Source organism: Streptomyces sp. CBMA123, assembly GCF_014596465.1.
Taxonomy (GTDB): Bacteria; Actinomycetota; Actinomycetes; order Streptomycetales; family Streptomycetaceae; genus Kitasatospora.
In genome coordinates, this window is the sequence record NZ_MECK01000501.1 from 1 (window position 1) to 19,301 (window position 19,301).

Below are 19,301 nucleotides of genomic sequence, written 5' to 3' on the forward strand. Positions count from 1 at the left end.
GAGGGCCGGCCGGTCACCCGAGGCGTCAAGGGCCTCTACCTGGCGGCCGAACGGCTCGGCAGCACCACCGTCGCGGTCTCCCGGCAGGTCTCCCAGACCCTGCGGTCCTGGGGCGTCCCGCCGGCCCCCACCCCCCCCCCCCCCCCCCCCCCCCCCCCCCCCCCCCCCCCCCCCCCCCCCCCCCCCCCCCCCCCCCCCCCCCGGCCGCCCCGCCCCCCGCCGCGGCGCCCGCGCGGCGGCCCCACCCGCCCCCTGCCCCGGCCGCACCCGCCGCCGCACCGGCCGGCCCCGAGCTGGTCCAGCTGCGCGGCCCGGCCAAGGCCGTCGCCACCAACATGGACGCCTCGCTGGAGGTGCCGACCGCGACCTCGGTCCGCGCCGTCCCGGCGAAGCTGTTGATCGACAACCGCATCGTCATCAACAACCACCTGCAGCGCGCCCGCGGCGGCAAGGTCTCCTTCACCCACCTGATCGGTTACGCCCTGGTCCAGGCCATCAAGGCCGCCCCGGGCATGAACCACAGCTACAAGGTGGAGGACGGCAAGGCCTTCCTGGTCAAGCCGGAGCACGTCAACCTCGGCCTGGCCATCGACCTGGTCAAGCCGAACGGCGACCGCCAGCTCGTCGTCGCGGCCATCAAGAAGGCCGAGACCCTCGACTTCTTCGGCTTCTGGCAGGCCTACGAGGACATCGTCCGCCGGGCCCGCGCCAACAAGCTGACGATGGACGACTTCACCGGCGTCACGGTCTCGCTGACCAACCCCGGCGGCATCGGCACCGTGCACTCCGTGCCGCGCCTGATGCAGAACCAGGGCACCATCGTCGGTGTCGGCGCCATGGAGTACCCGGCCGAGTTCCAGGGCTCCGCCCCGGAGACCCTGTCCCGCCTGGGCGTCTCCAAGATCATGACGCTGACCTCGACCTACGACCACCGCGTCATCCAGGGCGCGGCGTCCGGCGAGTTCCTGCGCGAGATCCACCGCCTGCTGCTCGGCGAGAACGGCTTCTACGACGAGATCTTCGAGTCGCTGCGGATCCCGTACGAGCCGGTCCGCTGGGCCACCGACGTCGCCACCACCCACGACGACGAGGTCAACAAGACCGCGCGCGTCATGGAGCTGATCCACTCCTACCGGGTCCGCGGCCACCTCATGGCCGACACCGACCCGCTGGAGTACAAGCAGCGCAAGCACCCCGACCTGGACGTCACCACCCACGGCCTCACCCTGTGGGACCTGGAGCGCGAGTTCGCGGTCGGCGGCTTCGGCGGCCAGAAGATGATGAAGCTCCGCGACATCCTCGGCCTGCTGCGCAACACCTACTGCCGCACCGTCGGCATCGAGTACATGCACATCCAGGACCCGAAGCAGCGCAAGTGGCTGCAGGAGCGCCTGGAGAAGCCGTACTCGAAGCCGGAGCGCGAGGAGCAGCTGCGGATCCTGCGCCGGCTGAACTCGGCGGAGGCCTTCGAGACCTTCCTTCAGACCAAGTACGTCGGTCAGAAGCGCTTCTCGCTGGAGGGCGGTGAGTCGCTGATCGCCCTGCTGGACGCGACCATCGACTCCGCCGCCGAGCACCGCCTGGACGAGGCCGTCATCGGCATGGCCCACCGCGGCCGCCTGAACGTGCTGGCCAACATCGTCGGCAAGCCGTACGGCAAGATCTTCGGCGAGTTCGAGGGCAACCTCGACCCGAAGTCGATGCACGGCTCCGGCGACGTCAAGTACCACCTGGGCGCCGACGGCACCTTCACCGGCCTGGACGGCGAGACCATCAAGGTCTCGCTCGCCGCGAACCCCTCCCACCTGGAGGCCGTGGACCCGGTCGTCGAGGGCATCGCCCGCGCCAAGCAGGACATCCTGGACCAGGGCGGCACGACCTTCCCGGTGCTGCCGATCCAGATCCACGGTGACGCGGCCTTCGCCGGCCAGGGCGTCGTCGCGGAGACCCTGAACATGTCGCAGCTGCGCGGCTACCGCACCGGCGGCACCGTGCACGTCGTGGTGAACAACCAGGTCGGCTTCACCGCCGCCCCGGCCAGCAGCCGCTCCTCGATGTACTGCACCGACGTGGCCCGGATGATCGAGGCCCCGATCTTCCACGTGAACGGCGACGACCCGGAGGCCGTGGTCCGCATCGCGCGGCTCGCCTTCGAGTTCCGCCAGGCGTTCCACAAGGACGTCGTGATCGACCTCATCTGCTACCGCCGCCGCGGTCACAACGAGGCCGACAACCCGTCGTTCACCCAGCCGCTGATGTACGACCTGATCGACAAGAAGCGCTCGGTGCGCAAGCTGTACACCGAGGGCCTGATCGGTCGCGGCGACATCACCATGGAAGAGGCGGAGCAGGCGCTCCAGGACTTCCAGGGCCAGCTGGAGAAGGTCTTCGCCGAGGTCCGCGACGCGGCCCAGGCGCCGGCCGACGCCACCGCCGGCAAGCCGGTCGCCGACTTCCCGGTCTCCATCCAGACCGGCATCTCCCAGGAGATGGTCAAGCGGATCGCCGCCTCGCAGGTCAACCACCCGGACTGGCTGACCGTCCACCCGCGCCTGCTGCCGCAGCTGCAGCGCCGCGCCGCCTCGGTCGAGGACAACACCATCGACTGGGCGATGGGCGAGACCCTCGCCATCGGCTCGCTGCTCATGGAGGGCCACCCGGTCCGCCTGGCCGGCCAGGACAGCCGCCGCGGCACCTTCGGGCAGCGGCACGCCGTCCTGATCGACCGCAAGACCGGCGAGGACTACACCCCGCTGCAGTACCTCACCGAGGACCAGTCCCGCTACACCGTCTACGACAGCCTGCTGTCGGAGTACGCGGCCATGGGCTTCGAGTACGGGTACTCGCTGACCCGCCCGAACGCGCTGGTCATGTGGGAGGCGCAGTTCGGCGACTTCGTCAACGGCGCCCAGACCATGGTGGACGAGTACATCGCCTCCGCCGAGACCAAGTGGGGCCAGAACTCCGGCGTCACGCTGCTGCTGCCGCACGGCTACGAGGGCCAGGGCCCGGACCACTCGTCCGCCCGCCCGGAGCGCTTCCTCCAGCTCTGCGCGCAGAACAACATGACGGTCGCGATGCCGACCCTGCCGTCGAACTACTTCCACCTGCTGCGCTGGCAGGCGCACAACCCGCACCACAAGCCGCTGGTCGTCTTCACCCCGAAGTCGATGCTGCGTCTGAAGGCCGCGGCGAGTGCGACCGAGGAGTTCCTGTCCGGCTCGTTCCGCCCGGTCATCGGCGACTCCACCGTCGACCCGGCCCAGGTCCGCAAGGTGGTCATCACCGCCGGCAAGTTCTACTACGACCTGGAGGCCGCCCGCACCGAGCGCGGCGTCACCGACACCGCGATCGTCCGGGTCGAGCGGCTCTACCCGCTGCCGGTGTCCGAGCTCCAGGAGGAGCTGGCCCGCTACGGCGACGACGTCCAGTTCGTCTGGGCCCAGGAGGAGCCGTCCAACCAGGGCGCCTGGCCGTTCATCGCGATGAACCTGGTCGACCACCTGCAGGTCGTCATCGGCCGCACCGGCGGCGACGCCCGTCTGCGCCGGGTGGCCCGCACCGCGGCCTCGTCCCCGGCCGTCGGCTCGGCCAAGCGGCACGCCGCCGAGCAGCAGGCGCTGATCGAGGAGGTCTTCTCGCTCTGACGAGCCGAAGCCCCGCACCGCAGTGACGCCCCGCGGCCCCGTCTCCCGACCAGGGAGGCGGGGCCGCGGGCCGTTCCCGGCCCGGTCTATCCTGACCAGGTCAATCCCCATCGGACCGGAGCGAACCGTGTACTTCACCGACCGAGGCATCGAGGAGCTGGCACGCCGGCGCGGCGAGGAGGAGGTCACCTTCGAGTGGCTGGCCGAGCGCCTGCGCGAGTTCGTCGACCTCAACCCGGACTTCGAGATCCCGGTCGAGCGGCTGGCCACCTGGCTGGCCCGGCTCGACGACGAGGACGACGACGAGTGACGTCCTGACGCCGTGATCCCGTCGAGGGCCCGGGAGGCAACCGCCTCCCGGGCCCTCGGCGCGTCTCCGGGGAGCCCGTAGGGGACGGCTCCGGGGTGGGTCCGGGCCCGTCTCGGGGGTGAACCGCTTGCTTTTCCCGGCACGCGATATATCGTCTTCAGGAGAGAACGCGATACATCGCGATCCGCGACGGGAGGCGGCAGAGATGAGCCAGTGGACGATCGAGGGACCCGGCAGGACCACCTTCGAGGAGCCGGTCCGCGCGCTGCACGTGCGCGTCATCGACGGCACCGTGAACGTGGTCGCGGCCGAGGGCCCGGCCCGCCTGGAGGTCACCGGCCTCAAGGGCGACCCGCTGCATGTGACGCTGGTGGACGGCGTCCTCACCGCCACCTACAAGGACATCAACAGCTGGGGCGAGTTCGGCGACTGGATCAAGTCGGTCGGCTCGGTCCGCAGCTTCTTCGACTCCTTCAAGCGCAAGCGCTCCGTCGACCTCACCCTGACCGTGCCGGCCGGCACCGAAGTCAAGGTCGGCACCGTGTCGGCCCACTCCACCGTCACCGGCATCGACGGGCACGTCTCGGTGCAGAGCGCCAGCGGCGACACCACCCTGGCCGGGGTCACCGGGCGGATCGACGCCGGCACCGTCACCGGCGACGTGGACGCCCAGGCGGTCGGCGGCCGGCTGAAGGTGAACACCGTCTCCGGGCAGCTCACCGTGATCGCCGGCACCGCCGACCGGGTCCAGGCCAACACCGTCACCGGCGCCGTCACCCTCGACCTGGACGTGGCCGGCGAGACCGACGTCAAGGTCAACACCGTCAGCGGCCCGGTCGTGGTCCGCATCCCCTCGCTGGCCGACGCCACCGTCGAGGCCGGCTCCACCAGCGGCGACGTCTCCAGCACCTTCGACGAGCTCACCATGAGCAGCACCTGGGGCGCCAAGAAGATCTCCGGCCAGCTCGGCGAGGGCCGCGGCAGCCTCAACGTCACCACCGTCTCCGGCGCCGTCACCGTGCTGCGCCGTCCCGAGTCCGAGGACGACGCCCCGGTGGTGGTCAAGGAGCTCCCGGCCTCCCCCGCCTCCGACAAGCCCGCCGGGCCCGACTTCACCAAGGAGGCCTGAGATGACCCCCGTGTTCGGCCACGGCCGGCTCCGGCTCTACCTGCTGAAGCTGCTGGACGAAGCCCCGCGGCACGGCTACGAGGTGATCCGCATGCTGGAGGAGCGCTTCCAGGGCCTGTACGCCCCCTCCGCCGGCACGGTCTACCCGCGGCTGGCGAAGCTGGAGCAGGAGGGCCTGGTCAGCCACGCCACCGAGGGCGGCCGCAAGGTCTACCGGCTGACCGACGCCGGGCGCGCCGAACTCGAAGCCCGACAGGGCGAGTTGGACGAGCTGGAGCTGGAGATCCACGACTCGGTGGCCCAGCTCGCCGGGGCGATCCGGGAGGACGTCCGGGACAGCGCCAAGGACCTGCGCGAGGAGCTGTGGCAGGCCGCCAAGCAGGCCCCCCGGCCGGAGCGCCCCGAGACCGGCGGCAGGACCGGCGGCGACCCGTGGGCCGGCCCCTGGGGCGACAACGAGTCCTGGCAGCGCGCCAAGGAGGAGTTCGCCCAGTTCAAGCGACAGGCCAAGGAGCAGGCCAAGCGCGCCCGGGAGCAGGAGCGGGCCGCCAAGGCCAAGGCGAAGGCCGCCGAGGAGGAGGCCCGCCGGCTGCGCGAGCAGGCCAAGGCCTCCCGCACCGCCGCCCAGCAGGAGGCGCTGCGGATCAAGCGCCGGGTCGAGCAGCAGGTGCGCGAGCACGCGGCGAAGGGCGACTGGCCGACCGGACTGGCCGAGGGCCTGGCCGAGCTGACCAAGGGCCTGGCCGGGCTGGCCGACGCGGCCCGCTGGGGCCACCCGACGGGCGGGACCGCCGAGTCGTCCGAGCCGTCCGAGTCGTCCGAGCGGATCACGGTGACCAGGATCGACCTGGACAAGGACGGGGACACCGCGACCGCCCCCGCCGACCTGCCGGAGTGGGCCCGCACCGACCCGGACGGCGACCCGGCCCGCGAACTGGAGCGGCTGCTCGACCGCTTCCGCGACCAGGTCCGCGACGCGGCCCGGGACGGCGGGGTGAGCACCGACAAGCTGACCGAGGCCCGCTCGGTGCTGGGCGCGGCCGGCGAGCGGCTGAAGCGGCTGCTCGGCTGAGCCTCGCCTTCCTCCCGCGGCCCGGCGCCCCTCGTAGCAGGGGCACCGGGCCGTCGCGGCTCAGGGGTTGAGCAGGATCTTGCCGAAGACCTCGCCCTTGGCGAGCTTGGCGAAGCCGTCCCGGGCCTCGGCCAGCGGCAGCACCGAGTCGATCACCGGACGGACCCCGGTGTTCGCGCACAGCGCCAGCAGCCCGGCCAGCTCCTCCTTGGTGCCCATGGTCGAACCGACCACCTTGAGCTCCAGGAAGAAGATCCGGTTCAGCTCGGCGGCCTTCGGGCTCGGGCCGGAGGTGGCACCGGAGATGACGATGGTGCCGCCCGGGCGCAGCGACTTCACCGAGTGCGACCAGGTCGCGGCGCCGACCGTCTCCATCACCGCGTCCACCCGGGCGGGCAGCCGGGCGCCGCTCTCGAAGGCCGCGTCCGCGCCGAGCTCGACCGCCCGACGGCGCTTGGCCTCGTCCCGGCCGGTGACCCAGACCCGCAGGCCGGCCGCCTTGCCGAGGACGACCAACGCGGTCGCCACCCCGCCGCCGGCTCCCTGCACCAGGACGGTGTCACCGGGCTTGACCCCGGCGTTGGTGAACAGCATCCGGTACGCCGTCAGCCAGGCCGTGGGCAGGCAGGCGGCCTCCTCGAAGCTCAGCTCGGCGGGCTTGGGCAGCAGGTTCCAGGTGGGCACGGCCACCTGCTGGGCGAAAGTGCCCTGGTAACGCTCGGTCAGGATGGAGCGGGGCTCGTTCGGGCCCACCCCGTGGCCGGACTGGCCGATCACCGAGTGGATGACCACCTCGTTGCCGTCCTCGTCGACGCCGGCGGCGTCGCAGCCGAGGATCATCGGCAGCTTCTCGGCGGGCAGGCCGACCCCGCGCAGCGACCACAGGTCGTGGTGGTTGAGGCTGGCGGCCCGGACCGTGACCACGCTCCACCCGGGACGGGCCTGCGGCTCGGGGAGTTCGCCCAACTCCAGCCCGCTCAGCGGGTCGTCGGCGTCGATACGGGCGGCATAGGCAGCAAACATGCCCCGGACACTAGCCGGGACGGCCGGGGCCGGGAACCACGCGTGAGTGTGACGCGTGTCCCGGCCCCAGTTCTGCTGTCCCCCCGCTCGCCTCCGGGCGCCCGGACCCGCTGCCGACGGTCGGCGCTCCGGCGCTCGTACCTCGCTGGTCGCTCCTCGCCTTCGGCGGCGGCGCGCCCTTCGGCTCGGGGGGTGCCCGCCCGTCAGATCCGGGCCACGCCCTCGGCGCGGGCGGCCTCGGCCACGGCCTTGCTGACCGCCGGGGCGACCCGCTCGTCGAACGGCGAGGGGATGACCTTCTGCGGGGTCAGCTCGTCGGCCACCACGCCGGCCAGCGCCTTGGCGGCGGCCAGCTTCATGCCCTCGGTGATCCGGGAGGCCCGCACCTGGAGGGCCCCGGCGAAGATGCCCGGGAAGGCCAGCACGTTGTTGATCTGGTTCGGGAAGTCGCTGCGCCCGGTGGCGACGACCGCCGCGTACTTGTGCGCCACCTCCGGGTGGATCTCCGGGTTGGGGTTGGCCATCGCGAAGATGAACGCGCCCTCGGCCATGGTCGCCACGACCTGCTCCGGCACGGTGCCGCCGGAGACGCCGATGAACACGTCGGCGCCGGCCAGCGCGTCGGCCAGCGAGCCCTTGAGGTCCGAACGGTTGGTCAGCTCGGCGATCTCGGCCTTGACGTCCGTCAGGTCCTCACGGCCCCGGTACACCACGCCCTTGCGGTCGCAGACGGCCACGTCGCCGATGCCCGCCGCCAGCAGCATCTTGGCGATGGCGATGCCGGCCGCGCCCGCGCCGGAGATGACGGCCCGCAGCGAGCCGATCTCCCGGCCGGTCACCTTGGCGGCGTTCCACAGGGCGGCGGTGGTGACGATCGCGGTGCCGTGCTGGTCGTCGTGGAAGACCGGGATGTCCACGGCCTCCTGGAGCCGGCGCTCGATCTCGAAGCAGCGCGGGGCGGAGATGTCCTCCAGGTTGACGCCGCCGAAGGACGGGGCCAGCCGGACCACCGTCTCGACGATCTCGTCCACCTCGGTGCAGGCGAGCGCGATCGGCACCGCGTCCACCCCGCCGAACTGCTTGAACAGGATGGCCTTGCCCTCCATCACCGGGAGCGAGGCCTCCGGGCCGATGTCACCGAGGCCGAGCACCGCGGTGCCGTCGGTGACCACCGCGACGGTGTTGGACTTCCAGGTGTAGTCGTTGACCAGCTCCGGCTGCTCGGCGATGGCCGTGCAGACCCGGGCGACACCGGGGGTGTAGGCGAGGGACAGGTCGTCCGCGTCGCGCACCGGCACGGTCGCCCGGATCTCCATCTTGCCGCCGCGGTGGAGCGCGAAAACGGCGTCGACCGGATCGGCGGTGTCCTGGGTGCTGCTGATGATCTCCGCTGCCACGATGACCTCTTCGTCATTGATCTGGCGAGGTGCGCGGCCGACGGGCTGGGCGCCCCGTCCGGAAGCCGGAAACCGGGTACGCCGAAGCGGACCCGGGGTCGGGGCGGGGGCGCTGCCGTCGGGTGGCGCCCTCGGATGAGGGTTTTTATAGGGTCTTGTGTTGTCCGCGTCGTGCTACCGGGCCGAGCGTAGGTCGGACAAAGGCATCGCACCTATGCCTTTTCGTCCTCGTCACGCACCGTTCATCGCCGTGCTGTCGCGTCGGACGGGGCCCGGTGTCGGAAGCACCGAGCTCCGGCGGCGGCAACGGCGTTGAGGCACGCACACCCGCAGGAGTGAACGCAGACCCGTAGGGGATCCGGCGCCCCGGATACGGAGCCACGTGATGACTTCCGGTCCTGAGCACCCCGAGCCTGTCGGGGCTCGTCGGTCTGGTTCGAGCGTTCGGGGGTCACCCGGTACCGAATTCTGACACACCCGCCGCCGGGCCCGGCAGGGTGGGATGGCAGGATCGCTTGTCCGCCATTCCGCGTACACCGGCGTGACACCGCGGTGACCGCGGTTCCGCCCTCAGGAGCAGCCCTCATGCCTCACCTCCGCCATGCCCGTCGTCGGGTCGTCGCCGCAGCCGCCCTGGCCGCCGCCGGCTCCCTGCTGCTCACCGGTTGCGGCGGTGGCGGGCAGGCTGCCGCGAGCGACCCGGTCAAGGACATCCGCGGCAGACTGCCCAAGGCCCAGCGCTCGGCGGGGGTGCTGCGGATCGGCATGGACGTCAACTACGCGCCGGTGGAGTTCCGCGGCCCGGACGGCAAGCCGGCCGGCCTGGACCCGGACCTCGCCGCCGCCCTCGGCCGGATCCTCGACGTGCGGGTCGAGTTCGTGGACACCCCGTTCGACAAGCTGGTGCCGAACCTCCAGGGCAAGCAGTTCGACGTGGCGATGTCCGCGCTCAGCGACGTCCGCCAGCGCCGCGAGGGCCTGGACGCCGACGGCAAGCAGGTCGACCCGGGCGTGGACTTCGTGGACTACTTCATCGCCGGCACCTCGATCGTCGTCCCGAAGGGCAACCCCAAGGGGATCCGGACCCTCGACGACCTGTGCGGCCGCACGGTCGCCTTCCAGCAGGGCACCACCCAGGACGGCATCGCCACCCGGCAGGTCGCCGTCTGCGCCCGCACCGGCCGCCCGCTGACGGTGCACCGCTTCGACACCGACGCCAAGGCGCTGGCCGAGGTGTCCGCCGGCAGCGCCGCGGCCGGGCTGGACGACTTCCCGGTGGCCGCCTACGCGGCGAAGACCATGGACGGCGGGGGCCGCTTCGAGGTGACCGGCGCCCAGTCCACCTCCAACCCGTACGGGATCGCGGTGCGCAAGGAGGACACCGAGCTGCGCGACACCCTGTCCAAGGCGGTGGACCAGCTGATCCGCAGCGGCGAGTACGACAAGATCCTCGGCAAGTGGAACGTGAGCGCGGGCGCGGCGCAGAACGCGGTGGTCAACGGGGGCATCTGAGCCCGCGGGCCGACGGGGCGGCGGCGGGCGGTGGCGGGCGGCGGCGGGGCTTCCCGACGGAGCACAGGCGGATCTGCATACTTATACGCAGCGTGACAGGGGCACGCGATCCGTCCGAATAGCGGACAGCAAGAGCCCTCGTTATCCGATTTTGATCTGGATGAGGGCCACCTGACCGTCATCAGATGGCAGGATTCCCCCCATCTCGGATCGAGCCGGCCACTGGGTCGAGGCGGTTCAGGTCGACGTCCACCTCGGCGGAGGGTGGCGGAAGCAGTACCCGCACCACCCCGGGCGGCCCCCTGCGCCCGGGCAACTGCACCACCCGGCAACGCACGTACGACGACGTACAGCGACATACCCATCCGTACGGCTCCGTACGGCCAGCTGCCCCGGTGCGCCGCTCCCGCGGCGCGCTCCGCCCGATTTCTCTCCCCAGGAGGAGATCCCCCTCATGACCGTCCGTACCCAGCGCACCCGCCTCTTCGCGGCCGGCGTGGCTGCCGTCTCCGTGTCCCTGGTGCTGACCGGCTGCAGCAGCAGCAAGAGCAGCGACGGCAGCGGCGCCCCGAACGCCTCCGCGACCGTCAACGAGGTCAAGGCCGACGACAAGCTGGCCGCCCTCGTCCCCGCCGACGTCAAGTCGGCCGGGAAGCTCGTGGTCGGCGCGGACGCCTCGTACGCGCCGGACGAGTTCAAGGACGACAGCGGCAAGGTCATCGGCATGGACGTCGACCTCGCCAACGCGATCGCCGCCAAGCTCGGCCTCAAGGCCGAGGTCCAGGACTCCGGCTTCACCGCGATCATCCCGGGCATCCAGTCGAACAAGTTCCAGCTCGGCATGTCGTCCTTCACGGACAACAAGGAGCGCGAAGCGGTCGTCGACATGGTGACCTACTTCAACTCCGGCAGCGCCATCGCGGTCAAGAAGGGCAACCCGGACAAGGTCGACCCGAAGGACCTCTGCGGCAAGAAGGTCGCCGTCCAGACCGGCACCACCCAGGCCGACGAGATCAAGGACACCCGCAACCCGGACTGCGCCAAGGCCGGCAAGCCGGGCATCCCGAACGACGGCGACAAGTTCGACCTCCAGACGGACGTCACCAACGCCGTGGTCTCCGGCCGCGACCAGGCGATGATGGCCGACTCCCAGGTCGTCGACTACGCGATCAAGCAGGCCGGCGGCCAGCTGGAGAAGCTCGGCGACACCTACGGCGTGGCCCCCTACGGCGTGGCCCTGGCCAAGGACTCCAAGCTCACCCCGGCCGTCCAGGGTGCCATCCAGTCGCTGATCGACGACGGCACCTACAAGCAGATCCTCACCAAGTGGGGCGTCGAGGCCGGTGCGCTCACCAAGTCGACCGTCAACGGCGCCGTCAGCTGACCCCTCGTACGCTTCATCTCTCCCCCGAGGCCACACCGTGAACTCTCTGGACAAGGGGACGGCGCAGAAGGGACGGCCTGAGACCATCAAGGCCGTCCCGGTCCGCCACCCCGGACGCTGGGCGGGCGCCGTCGTCATCGCCCTGCTCGCGGCGATGCTGCTGAGCGCCCTCTTCACCAACCCCGCTTTCAAGTGGGACATCGTCGGGCAGTACCTGTTCCACGACAGCATCATGCACGGGCTGCTCGTGACCCTGGAGCTGACCGCCCTCTCCATGCTCATGGGCGTGGTCGGCGGCATCATCCTCGCGGTGATGCGCCTGTCCCCGAACCCGCTGCTGGCCGGCACCGCCTGGGTCTACATCTGGATCTTCCGCGGCACCCCGGTCCTGGTGCAGCTGGTGTTCTGGAACTTCCTCGGCCTGATCTGGGCCAAGCTGTCGATCGGCGTCCCGTGGGGGCCGGAGTTCTGGTCCGGCGAGACCAACGTCCTGATCCCGACCTTCGTCGCCGCCCTGCTGGGCCTCGGCCTCAACGAGGCCGCCTACATGGCGGAGATCGTCCGCGGCGGCATCCAGTCGGTCGACGAGGGCCAGACCGAAGCCGCCCACGCGCTCGGGATGAGCCGGTTCCAGACCATGCGGCGGATCGTCCTGCCGCAGGCCATGCGGGTGATCATCCCGCCGACCGGCAACGAGACCATCTCGATGCTGAAGACCACCTCGCTGGTCTCGGTGATCTCCCTGGAGGAGATCTTCCGGGCCGGGCAGGTCATCTACTCCCGGAACTACCAGAACATCCCGCTGCTGATCGTGGTCAGCATCTGGTACCTGTTCTTCACCTCCGTGCTGACCATCGGTCAGTACTACATCGAGCGCCACTACGCCCGGGGCTCCAACCGCACCCTCCCGCCCACCCCGCTGCAGCGACTGCGGGGACTGTTCGCCGGGAAGCCCACCCCGAAGACGAGCGCCGACGTCGTCCCGGGGCTCGAGGGAGGTGGTCACGTATGACCGATCTGAGCAAGACCCCCGCCGGCTCCGTCGCCTCCACCGAGCCGATGGTCCGCGCCGAGAACGTGCACAAGTCCTACGGCCTGGTCGAGGTGCTCAAGGGCATCGACCTGGAGGTCCGACAGGGCGAGGTGTTCTGCCTCATCGGCCCGTCCGGCTCCGGCAAGTCGACCTTCCTGCGGTGCATCAACCACCTGGAGAAGATCAACGGCGGCCGCCTCTGGGTGGACGGCGAACTGGTCGGCTACCGGCAGAAGGGCGACAAGCTCCACGAGCTCAGGGACCGCGAGGTCGCCCTGAAGCGGCGCGACATCGGCATGGTGTTCCAGCGCTTCAACCTGTTCCCGCACATGACCGCCATAGAGAACGTCATCGAGGCGCCGGTCCAGGTCAAGGGCGAGACCAGGGCCGCGGCCCGGGAGCGCGGAATGGCCCTGCTGGAGCGGGTCGGCCTCGCCGACAAGGCGAAGAACTACCCCTCGCAGCTCTCCGGCGGCCAGCAGCAGCGCGTGGCGATCGCCCGCGCGCTGGCCATGAAGCCCAAGCTGATGCTCTTCGACGAGCCCACCTCGGCGCTCGACCCGGAGCTGGTCGGCGACGTCCTGGACGTCATGCGCGGCCTGGCCGAGGAGGGCATGACGATGGTGGTCGTCACCCACGAGATGGGCTTCGCCCGCGAGGTCGGCGACGCGCTGGTGTTCATGGACGGCGGTGTGGTGGTCGAGTCCGGCAACCCCCGCGAGGTGCTCACCAACCCCCAGCACGAGCGCACCAGGGCCTTCCTCTCCAAGGTCCTCTGAGCCGTACCGTCGGCGCCCGGCAGGCGGTTTCCTGCCGGGCGCCGACGTTTTCCCCAGCCGGGTAATAGGCTGGAAGCAATCAGCCCGTTACCGAAGCACTGGAAGGACCGCCGTGGAGCTCGCCTCGTACGCCGATCTCGCCGTTCGGCTGGTGAACACCGAGGAACCCGAGCGCGGCACCGACGCACTGACCTCGGTGGACGCGGTGCGCGCCCTGTTCTCCGACTCCTCCCGCGCCGCCGCGCTGGCCGACGAGTCCGACGTGCCCCGGCTGCGGGCGGTGCGGACCAGGCTGCGCGGGGTGTTCGAGGCCGCCGCCGAGGGCGACGAGATCCGGGGCGTCGACCTGCTGAACAGCCTGCTGATGGAGTACCCCGTCAGCCCGCTGGTCTCCGGGCACGACTACCTGGACGACGCCGGCCGGCCGCGCTGGCACCTGCACCTGGCCGACAACTCACCGACCGCCACCGCCCACTTCAGCGCCGTCGCCTGCATGGGCCTGGCCGTCCACCTCACCGAGCTGGGCGCCGACCGGCTCGGCATCTGCCAGGCCGCGCCCTGCCGCAACGCCTACCTGGACACCTCGACCAACCGCTCCCGCCGCTACTGCTCCGACCGCTGCGCGACCCGCGCCAACGTCGCCGCGTACCGGGCCCGCAAGCGCCAGGAGGCCGAGGCAGCACTGCACTCGGGGAGCTAGGCCTCGTCGACGAACACCCCGAGGCGGCGGGCCAGGCCCGGCACCCGGGCCAGCCGGGGGCCGAGCAGCAGCCGCTCCAGCCCGCGGCCCGGCGCCAGCCAGGCCGGGCTCGGGCGCAGCCGCAGCAGCACCCGGCCGAGTACCAGGTCGTCCGGGACGGGGCCGTAGCTGCGGCTGTCGCTGTCGACCGGGCGGTTGTCGGACAGCAGCCACCAGCCCTTCGGCCGGCGCTCGGCGGCCCGCTTCACCACCAGCAGGTCCTGCTGGAAGGGGTGGCGGAACAGCACCACCGCGCCGGGGCGGATCGGCGCACCGTAGCGGACCAGCAGCTGGTCGCCCTCGCGCAGGGTCGGAACCATCGACGGGCCCGACACGTCGACCAGCCCGAACGGCACCGCGCCACCGCCCGCGCCGCCCTGCGGTTCCGTGCTCCGCGCCATGGCTCCTCCTCCCGGACCGACCGCCCCAGTCTGCCGTACGGACCGTCATCCGTTCGATGTCCGGATTACCCCGGTTCAGGGTCCGCCTTTTGCCCTAGGCCCGCCGCCCGGCCGCGAAACCCCGAGGGCGGAAGGGTAATCTCGGGCGCGGGAAGACGATCTAAGGAAGGACTCCCATGTTCTCTCGTCTGTTTGCACCGCGCGCCACCGCTCACGCCCACTGCGACCTGCCCTGCGGCGTGTACGACCCCGCGCAGGCCAAGCTGGAGGCCGAGTCGGTCAAGGCCACCCAGGAGAAGTACCAGGCCAACGAGGACGCGCACTTCCGCGCCCGCGCCATCATCATCAAGGAGCAGCGCGCCGAGGCCGTCAAGCACCACATCTCGGTGCTGTGGAGCGACTACTTCAAGGCCCCGCACTTCGAGAAGTACCCGCAGCTGCACCAGCTGATCAACGACACCCTGAAGGCCGCCTCGGCCGCCAAGGCGTCCACCGACCCGGCCACCGGCCAGGCCCTGCTGGACCTGATCGCCGAGGTCGACAAGATCTTCTGGGAGACCAAGCAGGCCTGAGCCTGACGCGTCGCCACCCGGCCGCCCCCGTCCGCACCGTTCGGACGGGGGCGGTCGTGCGTTCACGTCCGGCCCACCCCTGGTAAGGGTTGCCTAGCCTGAGTGGCTGTTATGCTGCCAGGGCGTCCGAGGGGGAAGTCCGGTGTGAATCCGGCGCTGACCCGCAACGGTGAGCACGGTCCGTAGGACCGCGCCAGCCCGATCGCCCTCGGCCGCTGGACTCCCGACGACTCGCCGCGGACTGCGAGGGGATGGCGCCCGGGCACGCCCCCGGCCGGCGCCCGCCCCGGCACACCCTGCGGCCCGAGGCAAGGCGCGACCGCACGTGAGTGACCCCGTTCGCCGAACACCGACCCTCCCGCTCGCCGCCGGCCTCGGCGTCGCCCTGCTGGCATCCCTGGTCTGCGGGGCCGCCTTCGGCGCCTCCGGCATCGAACTCCCTCACGTCCTGAGGCTGTTGGGCGCCGGACTGACGGGCGGCCGGCTGGACGCCGACGAGGCCGCGGCGTACGCGATCGTCTGGGAGATCCGGCTGCCGCGCACCCTGCTGGCCGCCGTGGTCGGCGGCGGACTGGCCGCCACCGGCGTCGCCGTCCAGGCCCTGGTGCGCAACGCCCTCGCCGACCCCTTCGTGCTCGGCATCTCCTCCGGCGCCGCCGTCGGCGCCAACGCCGTCCTGCTGCTCGGCGCCTTCGCCTCGCTCGGGGTGTGGGCGATCTCCGTCTCCGCGTTCGGCTCCGCGCTGGTCGCCATGGTGCTGGTCTACCTCGCCGCCCGCACCGCGTACGGGCTCACCCCGCTGCGGCTGGTGCTCACCGGCACCGCGCTCTCCTACGGCTTCTCCGCCGTCACCACCCTGATGGTCTTCTCCGCCGACCACGCCGAGGCCGCCCGGGACGCCATGATGTGGCTGCTCGGCAGCCTCGGCGGCGCCACCTGGGGCTCGGTGCCGATCGCCGCCTGCACCGTCCTCGCCGGACTGGCCTATCTGGCCTGCGCCGCCGGGCGGTTGGACGCGCTCGCGATGGGCGACGAGACCTCCGCCTCGCTCGGCGTGGACCCGGACCGGCTGCGCCGGGAGCTGTTCGTGGTGACCGCCGCCGTCACCGGCACCGTGGTCGCGGTCAGCGGGGCGATCGGCTTCGTCGGACTGCTGATGCCGCACCTGGCCCGGATGCTGGTCGGCGCCGGGCACCGCCGGGTGCTGGTGATCGCGCCGCTCGCCGGGGCGCTGCTGCTGGTCTGGGTGGACATCGCCTCGCGCACCCTGCTGGCGCCCGCCGAACTGCCGGTCGGGGTGTTCACCGCGGTGCTCGGGGTGCCCGCCTTCCTGTTGATGATGCGCCGGCGCGGCCAGGCCTTCGGGGGTGGGCGATGAGCCCGGCGAAGGGCACGAGCCCGGCCGAGGAACTGCGCGTCGACGGCGTCTCGGTGGAGCTGGCCGGCGCCCGGCTCGTCCACGAGGTGAGCCTGGCGGCCGCCGCCGGGCAGGTGATCGGACTGATCGGCCCGAACGGCAGCGGCAAGTCGACCCTGCTGCGCTGCGTCTACCGGGTGCTGCGGCCGGCCGGCGGGACGGTCCGGCTGGACGGCGACGACCTGCACGTGCTCACCGCGCGCCAGGCGGCCCGCCGGGTGGCCGCGCTGACCCAGGAGCACCCCGCCGAGTTCGACTTCACGGTGGCCGAGGTGGTCGCCATGGGCCGGCTGCCGCACCGGCGCGGCCTCGGCGGCCCGAGCGACGCGGACCGGGAGAGCTGCGCGGCCGCGCTGCGCGGGGTCGGGGCCGGGCACCTCGCCGAGCGCGGCTTCCCGAGCCTGTCCGGCGGCGAGAAGCAGCGGGTGCTGATCGCCCGCGCGCTCGTCCAGGAACCGCGCCTGCTGGTGCTGGACGAACCCACCAACCACCTGGACATCGCCCACCAGTTGGAGGTGCTGGCCCTCGCCCGCGCGGCCGGGCCGACGGTGCTCACCGCGCTGCACGACCTCAACCTGGCGGCCGGCCACTGCGACCGGCTGTACGTGCTGACGGCCGGCCGGATCGTCGCCGCCGGCACGCCCGAGGAGGTGCTCCGGCCGGACCTGCTGGCCGAGGTGTTCGGCGTCCGGGCCACCCCCGTCCGGCACCCGGGCACCGGCGCCCTCCAGCTGCTGTTCGACCGCCTCGCCTGAGCCCGCCCGCACCCCGTCCACCACCCCGCTCACCACCCCGGAAGGAACAAGCGTGCGTACCAAGGCCGTTGCCGCCACCGCCCTGCTCACCCTCGGACTGACCGCCTGCGGCGCCGAGATCGCCCCGGGCGAGGCCGGCGGCGCCGCCGCCTCCGCCCACTACCCGGTGACCGTGGAGAACTGCGGCGAGCGGCTCACCTTCGCGCGGAAGCCCGCCCGGGTGGTGACCAACGACGTCAACATCACCGAGCTGATGCTCTCCCTCGGCCTCGCCGACCGGATGGCCGGCTACGTGATGCCCGACGACAAGGGCCGGGTCGACAAGGTGCCCTGGAAGGACGGCTACCAGCAGACCACCTGGCTCTCCAAGAAGGTGCTCACCAAGGAGATCGCCCTGGACGCCAGGGCCGACCTGGTGTTCGCCGGCTGGCACTACGGCTTCGTCGAGGGCAGCGGCGTCACCCCCGAGGCGTTCAAGGCGCTCGGCGTCGACTCGTACGTGCTCAGCGAGTCCTGCCGCAGCGGCAAGGGCTCCGAACGCGGGGTGATGGACCCGCTGGAGGCGCTCTACACCGACCTGGCCAACCTCGGCGCGATCTTCGACGTCAAGGACCGCGCCGACAAGCTGATCGCCGAGTCCAGGGCGACGATCGCCGCCGTCCCCCGGCCCGAGCGCCGCCCGTCCGTCTTCCTGTACGACAGCGGGCAGGACAAGCCGTACACCGCCGGGAGGTTCGCCGCCGCGAACGAGATCATCGACAAGGCCGGCGGGACCAACATCATGGGCGACCTGGCGGACACCTGGGTCACCGCCGGCTGGGAGAGCGTGGTGCGGCGCGACCCCGAGGTGATCGTGATCAACGACTACGCGACGCCGGGGGCCGAGGAGAAGCGGAAGTTCCTCAAGTCCTTCCCGCCGCTGGCCGAGGTCTCCGCGGTCAAGAACGACCGGATCGTCGTCATGGACTACGTCGACCTGGTCGAGAGCCCGCGCAACCCGGCCGCGGTCAGCACCCTGGCCGACTTCCTGCGCACCGTCCCGGCCCGCTGACCGGCCGGGATCGCGCCCCGTTCCGGTCGGGCCCGCCGGGCGTAGGCTCGAAGGTGCGAACCGACGGAGCCGACCGAAGGAGCGAGGACCATGACCACCATGGCGGCCCCCACCGCCTTCGACGCCCGCGCCCTGCGCGAGGGCATCGAACGCCGTGACGCCGAGACCCTGCTGGCGCTCTACGCCGAGGACGCCGAGCTGCGCGTGGTCGACCGCAAGACCCAGCCCAGCCACCCCCTGGTGATGCACGGGCGGGACGAGATCGGCGCCATGCTCAGCGACGTCTACGGCCGCGAGATGACCCACAAGCTGGAACAGGTGGTGATCCAGGGCGACCAGGTCGCGTTCCTGGAGTCCTGCCGCTACCCCGACGGCGTGCGGGTGCTGATGGCGTCGATGGCCGGCCTGCGGGACGGCCGGATCGTCGACCAGACCTCCGTCCAGGCCTGGGACGAGACGGGGCCGGAGCAGTAGGCTCACGGCATGATCCGCACCGCCGTCGTCACCGACGTTCCCGTCATCCTGGCCATGATCCGCGAACTGGCGGACTACGAGAAGGCCCCGCAGGAGGCGGTGGCCACCGAGGATCAGCTGCGCGAGGCGCTGTTCGGCGCCGACCCGGCGCTGTTCGGCCTGATCGCGGAGGACGGGGCCACCGGCGAGCCGGTCGGCTTCGCGCTCTGGTTCCTCAACTTCTCGACCTGGCGCGGCACCCACGGGATCTACCTGGAGGACCTGTACGTCCGCCCCTCGGCCCGCGGCGGCGGCCACGGCAAGGCGCTCCTGCTGGAGCTGGCCCGGATCGCCGTGGAACGCGGCTACGCGCGGGTGGAGTGGTCGGTGCTCGACTGGAACCAGCCCTCGATCGACTTCTACAAGTCGCTCGGCGCGGTGCCGATGAACGGCTGGACGGTCTACCGGCTCACCGACGCGGCACTCAAGGCCGCCGGTGCCCGTTGAACGGACGCACGGAGTAGGGGTAAAGACCCTGCCACCCTGCGTCGCAATGCCTTACCATGAGTAACTCCCGCACCGGGTGCGGAGGACGCCCCCTCGGGGGTACCAAGCAAGTACAGCGCG

The 19,301-nt window shown here is 71.7% G+C and carries 18 protein-coding genes and 1 riboswitch; of the genes, 15 read left to right on the top strand and 3 right to left on the bottom strand.

The genetic code is table 11. From position 1 onward, the window contains the following. From BG452_RS35245 to BG452_RS35260, 4 genes are all read left to right on the top strand, one after another. Positions 1 to 3,647, top strand: a 3,647-nt coding sequence (locus BG452_RS35245) for a multifunctional oxoglutarate decarboxylase/oxoglutarate dehydrogenase thiamine pyrophosphate-binding subunit/dihydrolipoyllysine-residue succinyltransferase subunit (RefSeq protein ID WP_411293074.1), incomplete at its 5' end; no start/stop codon positions are given. A 127-nt stretch (positions 3,648 to 3,774) separates the two neighbouring features. Beyond that, positions 3,775 to 3,957: a DUF6104 family protein gene (locus BG452_RS35250; protein ID WP_188308411.1), complete on the top strand. Its 183-nt coding sequence runs from the start codon at positions 3,775 to 3,777 to the stop codon at positions 3,955 to 3,957. A 205-nt stretch (positions 3,958 to 4,162) separates the two neighbouring features. Beyond that, the gene (locus tag BG452_RS35255; protein ID WP_188308412.1) at positions 4,163 to 5,086 is read left to right on the top strand and encodes a DUF4097 family beta strand repeat-containing protein; all 924 of its coding nucleotides are present in this window, start codon (positions 4,163 to 4,165) and stop codon (positions 5,084 to 5,086) included. A gap of 1 nt (position 5,087) precedes the next feature. After that, a complete protein-coding gene (locus BG452_RS35260; protein WP_188308413.1) occupies positions 5,088 to 6,158 on the top strand; it encodes a PadR family transcriptional regulator in 1,071 nt (356 codons plus the stop codon). A gap of 60 nt (positions 6,159 to 6,218) precedes the next feature. Here BG452_RS35260 and BG452_RS35265 read toward each other — a convergent pair whose 3' ends face one another. Both BG452_RS35265 and BG452_RS35270 read right to left on the bottom strand, forming a co-directional pair. Further along, a complete protein-coding gene (locus BG452_RS35265; RefSeq protein WP_188308414.1) occupies positions 6,219 to 7,181 on the bottom strand; it encodes a zinc-binding dehydrogenase in 963 nt (320 codons plus the stop codon). Positions 7,182 to 7,384: 203 nt separating this feature from the next. Further along, positions 7,385 to 8,578 carry an NADP-dependent malic enzyme gene (locus BG452_RS35270; protein WP_188308415.1) on the bottom strand — a complete coding sequence of 398 codons (1,194 nt, stop codon included), beginning with the start codon at positions 8,576 to 8,578 and terminating at the stop codon, positions 7,385 to 7,387. A gap of 585 nt (positions 8,579 to 9,163) precedes the next feature. On the opposite strand from BG452_RS35270, the gene BG452_RS35275 reads away from it, so the two are divergent. From BG452_RS35275 to BG452_RS35295, 5 genes are all read left to right on the top strand, one after another. Next, positions 9,164 to 10,090: an ABC transporter substrate-binding protein gene (locus BG452_RS35275; protein WP_188308416.1), complete on the top strand. Its 927-nt coding sequence runs from the start codon at positions 9,164 to 9,166 to the stop codon at positions 10,088 to 10,090. A 454-nt stretch (positions 10,091 to 10,544) separates the two neighbouring features. After that, entirely contained in the window at positions 10,545 to 11,474 is a 930-nt protein-coding gene (locus BG452_RS35280) for an ABC transporter substrate-binding protein (protein WP_188308417.1), read from the top strand. A gap of 37 nt (positions 11,475 to 11,511) precedes the next feature. Continuing rightward, positions 11,512 to 12,486, top strand: a complete 975-nt coding sequence (locus BG452_RS35285; protein ID WP_317621378.1) for an amino acid ABC transporter permease — start codon at positions 11,512 to 11,514, stop codon at positions 12,484 to 12,486. Then, complete coding sequence (locus tag BG452_RS35290; protein ID WP_317621379.1) at positions 12,483 to 13,286, top strand: amino acid ABC transporter ATP-binding protein; 804 nt, start codon at positions 12,483 to 12,485, stop codon at positions 13,284 to 13,286. Before BG452_RS35285 ends, BG452_RS35290 begins: the two co-directional genes overlap by 4 nt. 112 nt (positions 13,287 to 13,398) lie before the next feature. Beyond that, positions 13,399 to 13,986: a CGNR zinc finger domain-containing protein gene (locus BG452_RS35295; protein WP_188308418.1), complete on the top strand. Its 588-nt coding sequence runs from the start codon at positions 13,399 to 13,401 to the stop codon at positions 13,984 to 13,986. On the opposite strand, the gene sodX is transcribed toward BG452_RS35295, so the two are convergent. Further along, a complete protein-coding gene (sodX, locus tag BG452_RS35300) occupies positions 13,983 to 14,426 on the bottom strand; it encodes a nickel-type superoxide dismutase maturation protease (RefSeq protein WP_188308419.1) in 444 nt (147 codons plus the stop codon). The two genes, BG452_RS35295 and sodX, sit on opposite strands and share 4 nt — an antisense overlap. Positions 14,427 to 14,602: 176 nt before the next feature. Here sodX and sodN point away from each other — a divergent pair, with 176 nt between their 5' ends. From sodN to BG452_RS35330, 6 genes are all read left to right on the top strand, one after another. Next, complete coding sequence (sodN, locus tag BG452_RS35305) at positions 14,603 to 14,998, top strand: superoxide dismutase, Ni (RefSeq protein ID WP_188308420.1); 396 nt, start codon at positions 14,603 to 14,605, stop codon at positions 14,996 to 14,998. 89 nt (positions 14,999 to 15,087) lie between these two features. After that, positions 15,088 to 15,227: riboswitch (cobalamin riboswitch) on the top strand. 96 nt (positions 15,228 to 15,323) lie between these two features. Further along, positions 15,324 to 16,376 (top strand): FecCD family ABC transporter permease, encoded by a 1,053-nt coding sequence (locus tag BG452_RS35310; RefSeq protein WP_188308421.1) that lies wholly within the window; start codon positions 15,324 to 15,326, stop codon positions 16,374 to 16,376. Next, positions 16,373 to 17,170: an ABC transporter ATP-binding protein gene (locus tag BG452_RS35315; protein ID WP_188308422.1), complete on the top strand. Its 798-nt coding sequence runs from the start codon at positions 16,373 to 16,375 to the stop codon at positions 17,168 to 17,170. Before BG452_RS35310 ends, BG452_RS35315 begins: the two co-directional genes overlap by 4 nt. A gap of 52 nt (positions 17,171 to 17,222) precedes the next feature. After that, on the top strand, positions 17,223 to 18,221 hold the full coding sequence (locus tag BG452_RS35320; RefSeq protein ID WP_188308423.1) for an ABC transporter substrate-binding protein: 999 nt from the start codon (positions 17,223 to 17,225) through the stop codon (positions 18,219 to 18,221). Between the two features lie 90 nt (positions 18,222 to 18,311). Beyond that, entirely contained in the window at positions 18,312 to 18,695 is a 384-nt protein-coding gene (locus BG452_RS35325; protein WP_188308424.1) for a nuclear transport factor 2 family protein, read from the top strand. A gap of 9 nt (positions 18,696 to 18,704) precedes the next feature. After that, on the top strand, positions 18,705 to 19,181 hold the full coding sequence (locus BG452_RS35330; protein WP_188308425.1) for a GNAT family N-acetyltransferase: 477 nt from the start codon (positions 18,705 to 18,707) through the stop codon (positions 19,179 to 19,181). The last annotated feature ends 120 nt before the right edge of the window (positions 19,182 to 19,301 follow it).